Here is a 14,907-nt window from a genome sequence, read left to right on the forward strand (position 1 = left end):
AAGGAGAAAAGTCATGAAAAGTAACAAAGGCAAAGGCCTGATCGGGCTGATTATTGCTCTGGCTCTGGTAGGATTGTTCGGATATTTCGGATATACTACCATGAATGACATTAAGCTGGGCCTCGATCTGGCAGGCGGTGTCAGCATTACGTACCAGGCAAAGGAAGAGAACCCCAGTGCCGAGGATATGTCGGATACCATTTACAAACTGCAGCAGAGGGTTCAGAACTACAGTACAGAGGCTGAGGTCTATCAGGAAGGCAGCAACCGTATCAACGTCGATATTCCGGGCGTATCGGATGCCAACGCGATCCTGGAAGAGCTGGGCAAGCCTGGTTCCCTGATCTTCGTTGACGAAGCCGGGCAGACCATCTTAAACGGCAACCAGGTTGCCACCGCGAAGCCGGTTATCACCGATGAAAACGGTATTAAGAAGTATATGGTTGATTTAACCTTTACCGACGACGGAAAAACCGTATTCGCAGATGCGACGACAAAGAACGTGGGCAAGAGAATCGCCATCATCTATGACGGCAAGATCTACTCCAACCCGGTTGTTAATGAGCCAATTACACAGGGCCAGTGCCAGATCAGTGGCATGACTTCCTATGAAGAGGCGGAGACGCTGGCTTCCACTATCCGTATCGGTTCTCTTTCCCTGGAGCTGGAAGAACTTCGTTCCAACGTTGTAGGCGCGAAGCTTGGCCAGGAAGCTATTTCCACCAGCTTAAAGGCGGGGGCAATCGGATTCGGCATCGTAGCCGTATTCATGATTATTGTATATTTAGTGCCGGGTCTTGCGGCCGTGATCGCACTTTCCTTATACGTAGGCCTGATCCTGATCCTGCTTTCCGCGTTCAGTGTGACCCTGACACTTCCGGGTGTGGCCGGTATCATCCTTTCCATTGGTATGGCGGTTGATGCCAACGTTATTATCTTTACACGTATCAAAGAAGAGATCGGCCTTGGAAAGACGGTTCAGTCCGCCATCAAGTCCGGCTTCAACAAAGCGCTGTCCGCCATCATCGACGGCAACGTGACCACCTTAATTGCAGCCGGCGTACTGTTCTGGAGAGGTTCCGGTACCGTTAAGGGCTTCGCTTCCACGCTGGCCATCGGTATCGTGTTATCCATGATCACCGCGCTGTTCATCACCAAGTTCATTCTGAATGCCCTGTTTAACTTGGGATTTCAGGATCCGAAGTTCTACGGAACGAAGACGGACAAGAAGACCATCGATTTCCTTGGAAAGAGGAAGATCTGGTTTGCAGTCTCTTTACTGGTAATCGTAATCGGTCTTGGCGGCCTTGTGGTCAACAAGACACAGACCGGCGATATCTTAAACTACAGCATGGAGTTTAAGGGCGGTACCTCTACAAATGTAACATTTAACGAGGATATGTCACTGGAGGACATCTCTTCCAAGGTGGTTCCGGTTGTTGAAAATGTCACCGGCGACGCACAGGTTCAGACACAGAAGGTTGCGGGAACCAACGAAGTAATCATTAAGACAAAGACGTTATCCGTTGAGGAGAGACAGAACTTAGACCAGGCAATGGTAGATAATTTCGGCGTAGAAGCCGAGAAGATTACGGCGGAGAGCATCTCCGGTGCGATCAGCAAGGAGATGAAGCAGGATGCATTTATCGCTGTTATCATCGCCACCATCTGTATGCTGCTGTATATCTGGTTCCGTTTCAAAGATATCAAGTTTGCAGGAAGTGCCGTATTGGCGCTGCTTCATGACGTGTTCGTTGTGCTGACCTTCTATTCTCTGTTAAAATGGTCTGTCGGCTCCACCTTCATCGCATGTATGCTGACTATAGTCGGTTATTCCATCAACGCCACCATCGTTATCTTCGACCGTATCCGTGAGAATTTAAAGGTGAACAGCAAGATGGAGCTTTCCGAGATTGTAAACTTAAGTATTACACAGACATTTACAAGAAGTATCAATACTTCTTTGACCACGTTCGTCATGGTATTCGTGCTGTTTATTCTCGGTGTGTCCTCGATTCGTGAGTTCGCACTTCCTCTGATGGTTGGTATCGTATGCGGTACGTATTCTTCCGTCTGCATCACAGGTTCCTTATGGTATGTGATGACGATCTACAAGAATAAGCATATGGAAGAGAAAAAGGCTGCTGAAAAAGCGGCTAAGGCAGCGGCGAAGAGCTCAAAAAAAATCAAAGTAAGGAATCAGAATGAATTATAAAATTATTGCTAAGGATGGCCGTGCAAAACGGGCGGAGGTTTCCACCGTGCACGGAACCATCCAGACTCCGGTATTCATGAATGTCGGTACGGTTGGCGCCATCAAGGGAGCGGTTTCCACAGATGATTTAAAGGAGATCAGGACCCAGGTAGAGCTGTCCAACACGTATCACCTTCATGTGAGAACCGGTGATAAGTTAATCCGGGAATTCGGCGGACTCCATAAGTTCATGAACTGGGACCGTCCGATCCTCACGGATTCCGGCGGATTTCAGGTCTTTTCCTTAACCGGTTTAAGGAAGATCAAAGAGGAAGGCGTCTACTTCCAGTCTCATATCGACGGCCACCGTATTTTCATGGGGCCGGAGGAGAGTATGCAGATCCAGTCGAATCTGGGTTCCACCATCGCTATGGCGCTGGACGAGTGTCCGCCCCACCCGGCGACCAGGGAATATATGCAGAACAGCGTTGACCGGACCACCAGATGGCTGGAGCGCTGCAAGGTGGAGATGGCCAGACTTAACAGTCTGCCGGAGACCATCAATCAGGAACAGCTGTTGTTCGGCATCAACCAGGGCGGAACGTATGAAGATATCCGCATCCAACACGCGAAGACCATTTCCGCCATGGATTTGGACGGATACGCGCTGGGCGGCCTGGCGGTCGGCGAGAGCCACGAGGAGATGTACCGTATTTTAGATGAAACCGTGCCGTACCTTCCGGAACATAAGCCAACCTATTTAATGGGCGTCGGAACGCCGGCCAATATCCTGGAGGCGGTGGATCGGGGTGTGGATTTCTTCGACTGTGTCTATCCATCCAGAAACGGCCGCCATGGCCATGTCTATACCAATCAGGGCAAACGGAATTTATTTAATTCCAAGTATGAGCTGGATCACCTCCCCATCGAAGAGGGCTGCGGGTGTCCGGCCTGCCGTTCCTACAGCAGAGCTTATATCCGGCATTTGTTAAAAGCAAAAGAAATGCTCGGGATGAGATTATGTGTCTTGCATAATTTGTACTTTTATAATACAATGATGGAAGAGATTCGCGACGCAATCGAACAGCACCGTTATGCAGAGTATAAAGCGGAAAAGCTTGCCGGCATGACGGCGGTACAAGCAGAGAAGTAAGGACAATGATACCGTAGCGAGGCGGCGGATCGTTATATAAGGAGGAAATGATTTATGGCATTAGCAACCAGCGGCGGCATGGGCATGGGATTCTGGATTATTTATATCGCGGTAATCTTCGGCTTTATGTATTTTATTGCAATCAGACCGCAGAAGAAGGAAAAGAAGAAACAGCAGGAACTGCTTTCAAGCATTGCTATTGGTGACAGCGTTTTGACTACCAGTGGTTTCTATGGCGTTATTATCGATATGACTGATGATACCGTGATCGTAGAGTTCGGCAATAACAAGAACTGCAGAATTCCGATGCAGAAGGCTGCCATCGTTCAGGTGGAGAAGCCGGAGGTTTAAGAGACCGCATTGAAAAAGTAGAATCAGTGTAAAGAGCTGACTGTTGAGAATCAAAAGATTGATTCTCGGCAGCCAGCTCTTTTCGCGTTAAGGGAACGGGATCTCTGGCCTGATGTCTATTCGCACATGAATGTTAAAAAATAACAACCAAATCCTGCCAATTTGAGGTAATCAAACAAAAAAACTTGCCATTTTTGTAGAAACGGGGTAAAATATCCCAATAGGCCACCCCCTTACAGTAAAATTATGTTTAAAAATAACAAAATAAATGTTGACTTCAAACATTTAATGTGGTAATATCTCGTTATAGATGTTGGAAACAAACAAAAAGGAAAGGAATTGAGAAATAACATGAGAGAAATTATCACATTAAAATGGGAGAAAGGGAATTTGCTTCTGTTAGATCAGACACTCCTGCCAAATACGGTTACATATGCAACATGTAAAACCCTGGAGGATGTCTATCAGGCGATTCAGACCATGATTGTCAGAGGCGCACCGGCTATCGGCGTATCGGCCGGATACGGTATGGTGCTGGCTGCCAATGCCTTTGATGGAACGGACACGGCTGCGTTTATGGATTTTTACAGGGAGCAGGGAGAATACTTAAAGTCTTCCCGTCCTACCGCGGTGAACTTAATGTGGGCCGTAGACAGAATGGTAGAGAGAGCAGAAGCGCTTGCCAGTGAAGGACAGCCTCTTGAGGCTGTAAGGAAGGGACTGGAAGCGGAAGCTGTGGCGATTCATGAAGAGGACAAGCAGACAAACCGGAACATTGGAACGAATCTGCTCAGCCTTTTAAAGGATGGGGACACTGTTCTCACCCACTGCAACGCGGGAAGTCTGGCAACATCGGAATATGGAACCGCACTGTCTGTATTCTATATGGCTCAGGAGAAGGGAATGAATATCAAGGCCTTTGCAGATGAGACGAGACCAAGGCTCCAGGGAGCCAATTTAACCGCTTTTGAACTGGTAGAACACGGGGTGGATGTGACGCTGATCTGTGACAATATGGCCGCAGTAGTTTTATCACAGGGGAAAATCAATGCTCTTATCGTAGGCTGCGACCGTGTAGCTGCTAATGGAGATACGGCGAACAAGATAGGAACCTTCAGTGTCAGCGTTCTGGCCAATCAGTTTCACGTACCGGTCTATATCGCGGCGCCGACAACCACGATTGATATGGAGTGTCCAACCGGAAAAGAGATCCCGATCGAAGAGCGAAGCAGGGAGGAGGTCCTTCGCATTAACGGGGAATACATTGCCCCGAAGGAAGTGAAGACATACAATCTGGCATTTGATGTAACACCGGCCGAGTATATTACGGCCATTGTAACCGAGAAAGGAATCGTGTATCCTCCTTTCCGTGACAATTTAGAGATACTAATGAAAAAATAGGGAAGAGGTGAAAGAAAGCTGCCTTTCATTTCTACCGGGAACGCCAAAATGCAGGCGTTTACATGAATGGAGGCAGGTATGAAGACATTTACCGCAGAAGAAAGAAAAAAGTTTATTCTGGATTACGTGAAGGAAAATGAGTTCGTGGACATCACTTATCTAAAGGATACGCTGCTGGTATCTGAGATGACAATCCGGAGAGATTTAAAGAAGTTGGAAGAGGACAACAGCCTGGTGAGAGTGCTGGGAGGCGCGAGAAGCATACCGGGAGGCACGTATGAAGATCCGGTGGACAAGCGGGTGAAGTTTCATGCAGAGGAGAAGGACAGGATCGCCAGATACGCGGCATCTTTGGTGGGTGAAGGAGAATCCATTTTCATGGATGCCAGCAGCACGGTGTATGCCATGGCGGATTACTTAGAGGTGCACGCCACGGTGATCACCAATAACATCAGTATATGCATGAAGCTGAAGGACAAAGAGAAGATTGACGTGATCCTGATCGGAGGAAGTTTGAGAAAGAGCGCTATGTCGCTGGTAGGGATCGAGGCGGTCCGTATGCTGGATAATTATTACGTGGACAAGGCATTTCTTTCCTCCAAATCGGTGGATGAGAAGCATGGTATTTCCGATGCCACGAGAGATGAGGCAGAGGTTAAGAAGGCGATGATTAAGGCCAGCGAGGAAGTGTATTTCCTGATGGATCATCACAAGCTGGCGAGCAGAGCTTTTTACAAGGTCTGTGACCTGGAAGAGATTACGGAGCTGATTGTAGATGCTTCGGAAGAAGAGTATGTGACAGAATTTACGGAAGAATGCAGAAAGAACAACAAACGTATTCACTGTGTCTGATAAGATACAGCAAAAGGAGAAGGAGAGAACAATCATGAAGAAAGTATGGGCAATCTGTTTAACGGCAGCTTTAACGGCAGGACTGCTTGCAGGATGCGGCGGCGCAAAGACATCAGATACGGCTGGGGAGAGCGTATCGGCAGAGACAACTGCCGGAGAGGAAAAGAAAAACGGGGATTTAAGCGTGCTTCTGCTCGTTCCGGGTACTCTGGGAGACAAATCTTTCTTTGATTCCGCCAATGCCGGTCTGGCACTGATCGAAGAGAACTACAGTGCCAGCACAAAGGTTGTGGAGATGGGAACGGATATCACCAAGTATTCCGCCACACTGGAAGACGTTATTAATGAAGGCTGGGACATCATTATCACGGGCGGCGTCAATATATCCCAGCCGCTTCAGGAAGCGGCAGAGGAGTATCCGGATCAGAAGTTTATCTTATATGATGAGAGTGTAGATTTCTCCGACGGAGCTAATTCCAACATTTACTGCATGACATATAAGTGCTATGAAGGCGGTTATCTGGCGGGTGTGCTGGGCGCCTCTGCTTCAAAGACAGGACAGCTGGGATTTGCCGGCGGATTTGACATTCCCCTCATTAATGACTGGCTGGTAGGCTACATAGAAGGCGCGAAGGTGGTAAACCCGGATATCAAGATTAACACAGGCTATATGAACAGCTTTACGGACGCTGCCAAGGGAAAAGAGATCGGTATTGCATTATATAATGCTGGAGCCGACATCGTATTTCAGGCGGCAGGCGGCGCAGGTCTGGGCGTTCTGGATGCGGCCAAGGAGACCGGCAATCATGCAATTGGAACGGATTCAGATCAGTCAGAACTGTTCTCCAGTGACGAAAAGAAGGCGGATGCCATCTATGCATCTATCTTAAAACGGGTTGATATCTCCATCGACAAGGCAGTTGGCGATTATCTGGACGGAAAACTGGAATTCGGCACAGTAAAGACGTATGGACTGTCCGACGGTTGTATTGAAATCACGGACAACAGCTGGTATCAGAAGAACGTACCTGCGGAAGCGAGAGAAAAGGTAGCGGAAGCGAAGCAGAATATCATTGACGGAAAAACTACAATTAGAAGCGCATTCGATATGACAGATGAGGAAATCGCATCATTAAAGGGCGAAGTTCAGCCATAAGCGAAAAAGGGGTGATACGGATGGAGCAGGCCAGAGAAATATTAAGCATGAAGAACATCACAAAAGTATACGGCAACGGAGTTTTGGCCAACTCTCATGTGGATTTTTCTGTAAACAGAGGAGAGATTCATGCCCTGATGGGGGAAAACGGAGCCGGAAAATCGACGCTCATGAAGATCCTGTTCGGAATAGAACAACCGGATGAAGGTACGATAGAGCTGGACGGAAAACCGGTGAAGATCGCTTCCTCCGATGATGCCCTGCGTCTCGGTATCGGGATGGTGCACCAGCATTTTAAGCTGGTGTCTTCCCTTACTGTGGCAGAGAACATTGTGCTGGGAAAGGAACCGAAAAAGAACGGTTTTCTGGATCGGAAAAAGGCAGTTGAAATTACCAGAGCACTTTCGGAGCGTTTCCGGTTTGATGTAGACCCGACGGCAGCCGTCAGTGATTTATCGGTTGGAAAGAAGCAGAAGGTCGAGATTTTAAAGGCGCTGTACCGTGAAGTTAAGCTGCTTATTCTAGATGAGCCGACGGCGGTGCTGACACCTCAGGAGACGGAGGAACTGTTTGAGCAGTTAAATAAGCTGAAGGAATCGGGCCTTACCATTATCTTTATCTCTCATAAGCTGAATGAAATAAAAGAGATTTGTCAGAGGATCACCATTATGCGCCATGGAAAAGGCGTGGGTACTTATGATGTTACAGGTTTGACAGTGGAGGACATCTCGAAATTGATGGTGGGCCGTGACATTATTTTGAAGGTGGAAAAAGGACCGGCGAAACCGAAGGAAACGAGACTGTCTGTCCGGAATTTAAGCTGTAAAAATGAGGTGGGCAGACAGGTGCTTAACCGTGTCTCTTTCTCCGTGCGCTCAGGAGAAATTCTGGGAATTGCCGGAGTGGAGGGCAGCGGCCAGGAAGAACTGGTGGAACTGATTACCGGTATGAGGCATCTGGACAAACGAAATGGAGAAGTGATGATCGGTACGGACCAGACGGCGGGCTGTTCCGTCAAGGAGATCAGGCGAAAGGGGATGTCCTATATTCCGGAGGACCGCATGGTCTATGGGGCCGCGGGACACGTGACTATTCGGGAAAATATGATCTCCAGTATCTGTGATTCCGAGGAAGTGAATTCCGGGCTGTTTCTGAATAAAAAGAAGATCGACCGCTGGGTGGAGGCAGGGATTCGTGATTACGATATTCGCTGCGGAAGTCCTCTTGATGAGATTGGCATGCTGTCGGGCGGAAATATGCAGAAAGTGATCGTAGCGCGGGAGTTTTCTGCAGAACCATCGATTCTGATTGCAGATCAGCCGACGCGCGGCGTCGATGTGGGCGCGATTGAGTTTATTCACAAAAAAATTGTGGAAATCCGTGACAGAGGCTGCGCGGTCCTTCTGGTTTCCGCGGATTTGAATGAAATACTGGAACTTTCGGACAGCATTATTGTCATGTGCCAGGGGAAAATATCAGGATACTTCCCCCAGGCCAAGGAAATGACTGAAGAAGAGCTGGGATATTATATGCTCGGCGTGAAGCAACAGTCGGAGGAAGACTTAAGGAGGGCCTGCTGTGAAGAATAAGAATAAAATCATGTCCCGGTTTGAACTGTTAAGAACCCTTCTGGCTGTCGGAATTGCCGTTGTATTTGCGGTGGTAATTATCTTTTTGGTGAGCAGTCAGCCTTTGGAGGCCATCTACAAATTCTTTGTGGCCCCGCTTACTTCTTTCCGTTATATTGCCAATATTATTGAGCTTATGACTCCGCTGCTGTTCACGGGACTGGCGGTTACATTCATTCTCCAGACGAAGGTTTACAATCTTGCAGTGGAAGGCATGTTCTATGCGGGAGGTCTTGCGGCTGCCCTGGCGGCGACCCTGCTTAAGATGGGACCTGGAATTCATGCTTTTACTGCCCTGTTTGCAGGACTTGCCGCCGGAGCACTGATCGCATTTCTGCCGGCGATTTTAAAACTGAAGTTTGAGGCAAACGAGATTGTTTCCTCTCTGATGTTAAATTACATTACCTTCTATATTGGTGATTTCCTCTTAAAGACTTATATGAAGGACCCAAAGAGCACACACGTAGCTTCCCTGAAATTTGCGAAGACGGCAAGGCTGTTTGAATTTACCAGAGGAATTCATTTCGGACTTGTGATCGCGGTGGTCCTTGTGATTGCTGCATGGCTGTTCCTGTACCATACAAAATGGGGATATGCTATCCGCATGTGTGGGGAGAACAAAAACTTTGCGAAGTATTCTGGCATCGGAGTGACGGGGACGATACTCCTGTCCCAGATTATTGGAGGAGCCATTGCCGGTCTGGGCGGAGCAGCCTATATGATGGGATCACAGCAGCGTTTTAACTGGGAGTGGCGGTCAGGATATGGCTGGGATGGTCTGATCATCGCTATCATTGCGAGAAACAACCCGAAGTTTGTTCCGGTTGGAGCGTTTCTTCTCGCTTATTTAAGAATCGGATCCGATATCATGAGCCGTGGAACCGATGTGCAGAATGAAGTGGTGTCCATCATACAGGGCGTGATCATTATCCTGATTGCAGCTACCGGTTTCCTTGCCGGATATAAGAAGAAACTGACTGTGAAAATGACGAGAGAAGCGGCTGACGCATAAAGGAGGGCAAAATGAAATTATTGGAGATTGTTACATCGGTCAGCTTCCTGTTTTCGATCATCCGCATGACGACACCGATTCTGTATGCGTCCATGTCTTATCTGGTAGCTGATTTAGCAGGTGTTACAAACATTGGAATTGAGGGAATGATGCTGACCTGCGCCCTGATTGGCGTAGTAGCCAGCGCTGCGTTTGGAGGCAATGCATTTCTCGGCTTTACGGCGGCCGTCGTCGTAGGCGCATTGCTGGGAATTTTAATGTGCTTTATTGTTACTAAGCTAAAAACAGATCCGACCATCACAGGCATTGCCTATAACCTGACGGCCGCTGGAGGAACCGTATTTCTTTTGTATCTGGCGGTAGGGGAGAAAGGGATATCTTCGTCTTTAAAGAGCGGTGTGCTTCCTCAGGTGAATATTCCTGTGATTAAGGATATTCCGGTCCTGGGAACTGTGGTGTCCGGGCACAATGTACTGACATATGTGGCTATTCTGCTGATCATTGTACTCAGTATATTCTTATATAAGACCTCCCTGGGGCTTCATATCAGAAGCTGCGGCGAGAATCCGGAAGCGCTGGAGTCTGTGGGCGTGCATGTGCTGCAGGTGAAATATATTGCTCTGGCAATCAGCGGCATGCTGGCAGCTATGGGGGGCGCCTACATGTCCATGGGTTACGTATCGTACTTTGTAAAAGATATGACGGCAGGCAGAGGCTTTATTGCGATTGCCGCCGCCTCGCTGGGAGGCAACAAACCGGTGCCGACACTGCTTGTCTGCCTGCTGTTCGGAGTTGCAGATGCCTTCGCGGTCAATCCGGGAACGCAGAATATGGGAATTCCGACGGAGCTGGTCAGCACCATTCCGTATATTGTAACAGTAATTGTACTTGTAATTTACTCTTATAAAAAAATGAATGATAAGAGAAGAGCAGCAGCGGCCTGATGAGAAAGGAAGATAAAAAATGGAGAAGATTGTACCAATTATAGATATTCCCTATAACAAAATTGCAGAGAGAGTCATCGCCTGCGGTGATCCCGCGCGGGCGGAAAAGATATCAAAACGGCTGGAAAACGTGGAAGTAGTGGCAAAGAGCCGGGAATACTGGACCTTTAACGGAACCTACAAGGGAGTGCCTGTGACGGTATCATCCCATGGCGTGGGGGGAAACGGAGCCTCTGTAAGCTTTGAAGGACTGATTCTGGGCGGAGCAAAAGTTATTATCCGTGTCGGAACCTGTGGGACTTTACAGAAAGATATGCCCCAGGGATCGCTGATTATCGCCACGGCCGCGTGCCGGGACGACGGGATCACGCCTCAGTTTATTCCGATTTCCTATCCGGCGATTGCGTCCATGGATGTGGTAGCGGCCATGCAGGAAGCCGCAAAGGAAATTAATCCGGAAGCGAGAACCGGAATCATCACGACATCGGGTCTGTTCTATACCGGTCTGATGCCTACAAATAACCGACTGTTTTCGGAAGCCGGAGTTCTGGCTATGGAAAATGAAGCATCGGTCCTCTTCGTTATCGCATCGGTGAGAGGCATAAAAGCCGGCTGTATTGTAGCGGCAGATGGCCCATGCTTTGAATTCGTAGGCTCCGAGGAGTTTAATCACTATCCGGAGAAGATGGCGAAGGCCGTGGAAGATGAGATTACAATTGCGCTGGAAAGCATTATTAAGGTGGAAGTATAAGGAGGCAGAATCATATGAAGACAGGAATCTGGGGAGCCGGCAACATTGCCCATACCCATGCGGAAGCGCTGAAGGCCAGCGGAATTTTAATTGGAGCTATCGTCGATGTCAGTGAGGAGAAGGCAAAGGCATTTGCCGAAGAATTCTCCATTGAAAAGTGGGGAACGGATTCTTCCATTCTTTTGGATGATGAGATTACAACCGTCCATGTGTGCACACCGCCCAACCTCCATTACGATATGGTTATGGAGCTTCTGGATCATAAGAAGAACGTACTGTGTGAAAAACCTCTGTGCTTTGAGGACAGCCAGGCGGAGGAACTGGCCAGGCGTGCGAAAGAGTGCGGAGTAGTCTGCGCAATTAATTTTAACGTCAGATTCCATATGGCATGTCAGAAGGCAAGAAAACTGGTGGAATCGGAAGAATTCGGCCGTGTGAATGTGATCCACGGTAACTATTTGCAGGAGTTCAATGCATTTCCTGCGCCTGTGGACTGGAGATACAACACGGTTCTTGCGGGCCGGATGCGCGCAGTGACGGAGATCGGGACGCACTGGCTGGATATTGCCCAGTATATTTCCGGCCGGAAGGTGAAGGCGCTTTCCGCCAACTTCGGGCGTTTTTACCCGAACCGGTATGTGGAAGACCGTATCATGTATCCGGATTCCGGAGATGGAAAACGGACGGAGACGATTGAGGTCTGCTCCGAAGATGCGGCAGCCATTAATTTGAAATTTGACAACGGAGCGATAGGAACGGTGCTCTTATCAGAAGTGTCCCAGGGCAGAATCAACCGGATCACCCTGGAGGTGACAGGAGAAAAGAAGAATCTGTGGTGGAATTCCGAGGACAACAATATCCTGAACACTGCTGTCAAGGGAAGCGGTGTAAACTCGGAGATATTCGGTTTTGGCAACGGTTTTATGGATACCTTCCGAAGTCTTGTGGACAGCTTTTATGATGATGTAAAGCGGGGGTGTGTGTCGGAAGCGCCGGTTTATCCTACCTTTTTTGAGGGAAGGGATATTGTGAAGCTCTGTAATGCGATGCTTGAGAGTGCGGATTCGGATGGAAAGTGGGTTGTGGTCGAATGATAGAATCTATAATTAAGGAACTGAAACTCGTACCGCTCACTGGAGAAGGCGGCATGTACCGGTATCTCTACGCTGGTGAGAAGGACGCTGCGGGAAGGGAGTCTTACAGCTCCATCTACTATCTTCTGACGGAATACTCCTTTTCCCATATGCACAGGCTGAAAACCGATGAAATCTACCATTACTATATGGGGGATGGACTGGAGCTTCTCCTCCTGTATCCGGATGGAACATCAGAGATCAAAGTTCTGGGGACACGTCTGTCTGATGGGGAAGTCCCGCAGTTTCGTGTTCCGGCAGGCGTATGGCAGGGATCAGTTGTGGCTCACGGCGGGAAATACTGTCTGGCGGGAACGACGATGGCCCCGGCGTATCTGCCGGAGGATTACGAACATGGTGATATGGAAACGCTGTGCGCCGGATATCCGGACGCCGAAGCTGCCATCAGACGGCGCTGCGGCGAAGCCATTGCGCGATGAGGACATGATATGATTAAAAAATGGAAAGAAATTCTGATGGTCATCGTTGGTTCCATGATGATGGGAGCCAGCATTGATCTGTTTGTCCAGGCAGACTTTGGGCTGGATCCGCTGTCACTGTTTCAGGCGGGACTGGGACGCGTTCTGCACCTGTCTCTGGGGACTACATCCCAGGTGCTGATGATTTCCATCATCATCCTTCTGTTCTTTATCGACAGGAAACGGATCGGAATCGGTTCTATTTTAAACAGCGTGCTGGTAGGTGCATTTATCAAGTGGTTTTCTCCGGCGATTTGTACGGGAGGAGGAACTGCGTCGGGGCGCCTCTTGTGCCTGCTGGCTGGTCTGATTCTCATGGGGGTGGGGATCGGAACGTATGTGGCGGCGGGGCTTGGCGAAGCAGGAATGGATGCCATGATGATGTATTTATCCGGAAAGCTTAAAAAGAATGTCAATGTGACAAGAATAACCATCGATATTCTGCTTTCCATCACCGGTTTTCTTCTGGGAGGAAAGCTGGGAGGCGCCACGGTGGTCTCCATGCTGGTAAATGGCTATATGATCCAGTTCACCATTGAGCTGATCGGACGATTCAGAAGAAATAAGGCTGTAATAGAAATGGGAGGGCAGTAAGTATGGGGTATATGACAGAAAAAGAAGCCAGGAGCGTACTGACAGACTTAGGAAGGCGTTCTTATGAGCGTGCCTATGTTGCGGCCAATGACGGCAATATCAGCTGCAGGATTTCAGCGGATACGATTCTGATTACTCCCTCCGGTGTCTCCAAAGGGTATATGACGGACGATATGATGGTGAAGGTATCGCTGGACGGCAGAGTGCTGACAGAGGGGAAACCTTCCTCAGAGATGAAGATGCATTTGAGAATCTACCGGGAGGATCCGGAGATTCATGGTGTTACGCATCTCCATCCTCCGTTTGCGACCGCGTTTTCGGCGGCAGGGATTCCCTTAAACCGGGCAATTCTTACGGAAGCCGTGATGGCAGTGGGGGTGGTCCCGGTTGCACCGTACGCCCTTCCGGGAACGGAAGAAGTACCGGAATCCATCGCCCCGTTTATTCATGATTACAATGCCGTGCTTCTGGCTAATCATGGGGCGCTGAGTTGGGGGAAAGATGTGTACCAGTCTTTTTATTTCATGGAATCCGTGGAACAGTGCGCCAGAATTCAGCTGTATTTGAGAATGCTGGGAAGCAGCGGAACTCTGAACGGAAGTCAGGTTGACCGGCTGATGGAAATGCGAAAGGTATGGGGAATCGACAGAGGTGGTATTCCTGTCACCGAGTGACAGTTGTACCGGGAGACCGGAAGATAACAAAACGGTAAAAATAAGATGTTTTCTGTAAATAGATGCCGGCCTTCGCTCACGTATGCTATAATCCCCATAAAAAAGGACGAAAGAAGGTCCAGCAATGGGGAAATTTGTAATCTACAGGAAAAATACCGGCTACGATTTTCATTTAAAGGCCGCCAACGGGGAGACGATCGGGACCTCGGAGATCTATACGAAAAAGGACGCATGCGTGGACGGCATCGAGAGTGTGATTCGGTGCGCAGAGGCGGCGGAGATTGAAGACCAGACCGTCAGAGGATATCTGGCACAGAAGAATCCGAAATTTGAGATTTACCAGGATCAGAAGGGGGGATACTGCTTCCGGCTCCTTGAAAAGAGCGGGCAGATGATTCTGGAATCCCAGGCATACACCGCGAAGGCCAGCTGCCGGAACGGAATCCGCAGCGTCAAGGTAAACGTCCCGAGCGCGGAAGTGGAAATGGACGAAATACAATAAAACAGCAATGGCAGGAAGACTCTGTCTTCCCGATGGAAGCCCCGCTTATGGGCCGTATCGGGAAGGCGGGGTCTTTTTCCTTG

The 14,907-nt window shown here is 49.0% G+C and carries 15 protein-coding genes; all 15 read left to right on the plus strand.

The genetic code is table 11. From position 1 onward, the window contains the following. Nucleotides 1-13 precede the first annotated feature (13 nt). The 15 genes from secD (at nucleotide 14) to M1L66_RS04985 (ending at nucleotide 14,824) form a co-directional block, all read left to right on the plus strand. On the plus strand, nucleotides 14-2,215 hold the full coding sequence (gene secD, locus M1L66_RS04915; protein ID WP_117634467.1) for a protein translocase subunit SecD: 2,202 nt from the start codon (nucleotides 14-16) through the stop codon (nucleotides 2,213-2,215). Further along, entirely contained in the window at nucleotides 2,205-3,347 is a 1,143-nt protein-coding gene (tgt, locus tag M1L66_RS04920) for a tRNA guanosine(34) transglycosylase Tgt (RefSeq protein ID WP_117634469.1), read from the plus strand. The genes secD and tgt overlap by 11 nt, the downstream gene beginning before the upstream one ends. A 54-nt stretch (nucleotides 3,348-3,401) precedes the next feature. Continuing rightward, nucleotides 3,402-3,698 (plus strand): preprotein translocase subunit YajC, encoded by a 297-nt coding sequence (gene yajC / locus M1L66_RS04925; protein ID WP_002601549.1) that lies wholly within the window; start codon nucleotides 3,402-3,404, stop codon nucleotides 3,696-3,698. Nucleotides 3,699-4,049: 351 nt separating this feature from the next. After that, on the plus strand, nucleotides 4,050-5,099 hold the full coding sequence (gene mtnA, locus M1L66_RS04930; protein WP_117634471.1) for an S-methyl-5-thioribose-1-phosphate isomerase: 1,050 nt from the start codon (nucleotides 4,050-4,052) through the stop codon (nucleotides 5,097-5,099). A gap of 78 nt (nucleotides 5,100-5,177) precedes the next feature. Further along, the gene (locus tag M1L66_RS04935; RefSeq protein ID WP_117634473.1) at nucleotides 5,178-5,951 is read left to right on the plus strand and encodes a DeoR/GlpR family DNA-binding transcription regulator; all 774 of its coding nucleotides are present in this window, start codon (nucleotides 5,178-5,180) and stop codon (nucleotides 5,949-5,951) included. A 34-nt stretch (nucleotides 5,952-5,985) separates the two neighbouring features. After that, nucleotides 5,986-7,107 carry a BMP family lipoprotein gene (locus M1L66_RS04940; protein WP_117634475.1) on the plus strand — a complete coding sequence of 374 codons (1,122 nt, stop codon included), beginning with the start codon at nucleotides 5,986-5,988 and terminating at the stop codon, nucleotides 7,105-7,107. Between the two features lie 20 nt (nucleotides 7,108-7,127). Beyond that, nucleotides 7,128-8,696, plus strand: coding sequence for an ABC transporter ATP-binding protein (locus M1L66_RS04945; protein ID WP_117634477.1), 1,569 nt, complete (start codon nucleotides 7,128-7,130; stop codon nucleotides 8,694-8,696). Then, nucleotides 8,686-9,747, plus strand: coding sequence for an ABC transporter permease (locus M1L66_RS04950; RefSeq protein ID WP_002601544.1), 1,062 nt, complete (start codon nucleotides 8,686-8,688; stop codon nucleotides 9,745-9,747). Before M1L66_RS04945 ends, M1L66_RS04950 begins: the two co-directional genes overlap by 11 nt. An 11-nt stretch (nucleotides 9,748-9,758) precedes the next feature. Then, the gene (locus tag M1L66_RS04955; protein ID WP_117634479.1) at nucleotides 9,759-10,691 is read left to right on the plus strand and encodes an ABC transporter permease; all 933 of its coding nucleotides are present in this window, start codon (nucleotides 9,759-9,761) and stop codon (nucleotides 10,689-10,691) included. A gap of 19 nt (nucleotides 10,692-10,710) precedes the next feature. Beyond that, entirely contained in the window at nucleotides 10,711-11,442 is a 732-nt protein-coding gene (locus tag M1L66_RS04960) for a nucleoside phosphorylase (protein ID WP_117634481.1), read from the plus strand. A 14-nt stretch (nucleotides 11,443-11,456) separates the two neighbouring features. Next, on the plus strand, nucleotides 11,457-12,536 hold the full coding sequence (locus M1L66_RS04965; RefSeq protein ID WP_117634483.1) for a Gfo/Idh/MocA family protein: 1,080 nt from the start codon (nucleotides 11,457-11,459) through the stop codon (nucleotides 12,534-12,536). Continuing rightward, nucleotides 12,533-13,015, plus strand: coding sequence for a cupin domain-containing protein (locus M1L66_RS04970; RefSeq protein ID WP_117634485.1), 483 nt, complete (start codon nucleotides 12,533-12,535; stop codon nucleotides 13,013-13,015). The genes M1L66_RS04965 and M1L66_RS04970 overlap by 4 nt, the downstream gene beginning before the upstream one ends. A gap of 9 nt (nucleotides 13,016-13,024) precedes the next feature. Then, nucleotides 13,025-13,648 (plus strand): YczE/YyaS/YitT family protein, encoded by a 624-nt coding sequence (locus tag M1L66_RS04975; RefSeq protein ID WP_117634487.1) that lies wholly within the window; start codon nucleotides 13,025-13,027, stop codon nucleotides 13,646-13,648. A gap of 2 nt (nucleotides 13,649-13,650) precedes the next feature. Continuing rightward, a complete protein-coding gene (locus M1L66_RS04980; RefSeq protein WP_002601538.1) occupies nucleotides 13,651-14,322 on the plus strand; it encodes a class II aldolase/adducin family protein in 672 nt (223 codons plus the stop codon). A gap of 124 nt (nucleotides 14,323-14,446) precedes the next feature. Continuing rightward, entirely contained in the window at nucleotides 14,447-14,824 is a 378-nt protein-coding gene (locus tag M1L66_RS04985) for a YegP family protein (RefSeq protein WP_117634489.1), read from the plus strand. Nucleotides 14,825-14,907: the final 83 nt, after the last annotated feature.

The sequence above is a fragment of the Hungatella sp. SB206 genome, assembly GCF_051132295.1.
Taxonomy (GTDB): domain Bacteria; phylum Bacillota; class Clostridia; order Lachnospirales; family Lachnospiraceae; genus Hungatella; species Hungatella effluvii.

What these genes read in the sequence shown, in the direction of transcription:
- secD (WP_117634467.1), top strand. Translation starts at nt 14, where the DNA reads ATGAAAAGTAACAAAGGCAAAGGCCTGATCGGGCTGATTATTGCTCTG.
- tgt (WP_117634469.1), top strand. Translation starts at nt 2,205, where the DNA reads ATGAATTATAAAATTATTGCTAAGGATGGCCGTGCAAAACGGGCGGAG.
- yajC (WP_002601549.1), top strand. Translation starts at nt 3,402, where the DNA reads ATGGCATTAGCAACCAGCGGCGGCATGGGCATGGGATTCTGGATTATT.
- mtnA (WP_117634471.1), top strand. Translation starts at nt 4,050, where the DNA reads ATGAGAGAAATTATCACATTAAAATGGGAGAAAGGGAATTTGCTTCTG.
- M1L66_RS04935 (WP_117634473.1), top strand. Translation starts at nt 5,178, where the DNA reads ATGAAGACATTTACCGCAGAAGAAAGAAAAAAGTTTATTCTGGATTAC.
- M1L66_RS04940 (WP_117634475.1), top strand. Translation starts at nt 5,986, where the DNA reads ATGAAGAAAGTATGGGCAATCTGTTTAACGGCAGCTTTAACGGCAGGA.
- M1L66_RS04945 (WP_117634477.1), top strand. Translation starts at nt 7,128, where the DNA reads ATGGAGCAGGCCAGAGAAATATTAAGCATGAAGAACATCACAAAAGTA.
- M1L66_RS04955 (WP_117634479.1), top strand. Translation starts at nt 9,759, where the DNA reads ATGAAATTATTGGAGATTGTTACATCGGTCAGCTTCCTGTTTTCGATC.
- M1L66_RS04960 (WP_117634481.1), top strand. Translation starts at nt 10,711, where the DNA reads ATGGAGAAGATTGTACCAATTATAGATATTCCCTATAACAAAATTGCA.
- M1L66_RS04965 (WP_117634483.1), top strand. Translation starts at nt 11,457, where the DNA reads ATGAAGACAGGAATCTGGGGAGCCGGCAACATTGCCCATACCCATGCG.
- M1L66_RS04970 (WP_117634485.1), top strand. Translation starts at nt 12,533, where the DNA reads ATGATAGAATCTATAATTAAGGAACTGAAACTCGTACCGCTCACTGGA.
- M1L66_RS04975 (WP_117634487.1), top strand. Translation starts at nt 13,025, where the DNA reads ATGATTAAAAAATGGAAAGAAATTCTGATGGTCATCGTTGGTTCCATG.
- M1L66_RS04980 (WP_002601538.1), top strand. Translation starts at nt 13,651, where the DNA reads ATGGGGTATATGACAGAAAAAGAAGCCAGGAGCGTACTGACAGACTTA.
- M1L66_RS04985 (WP_117634489.1), top strand. Translation starts at nt 14,447, where the DNA reads ATGGGGAAATTTGTAATCTACAGGAAAAATACCGGCTACGATTTTCAT.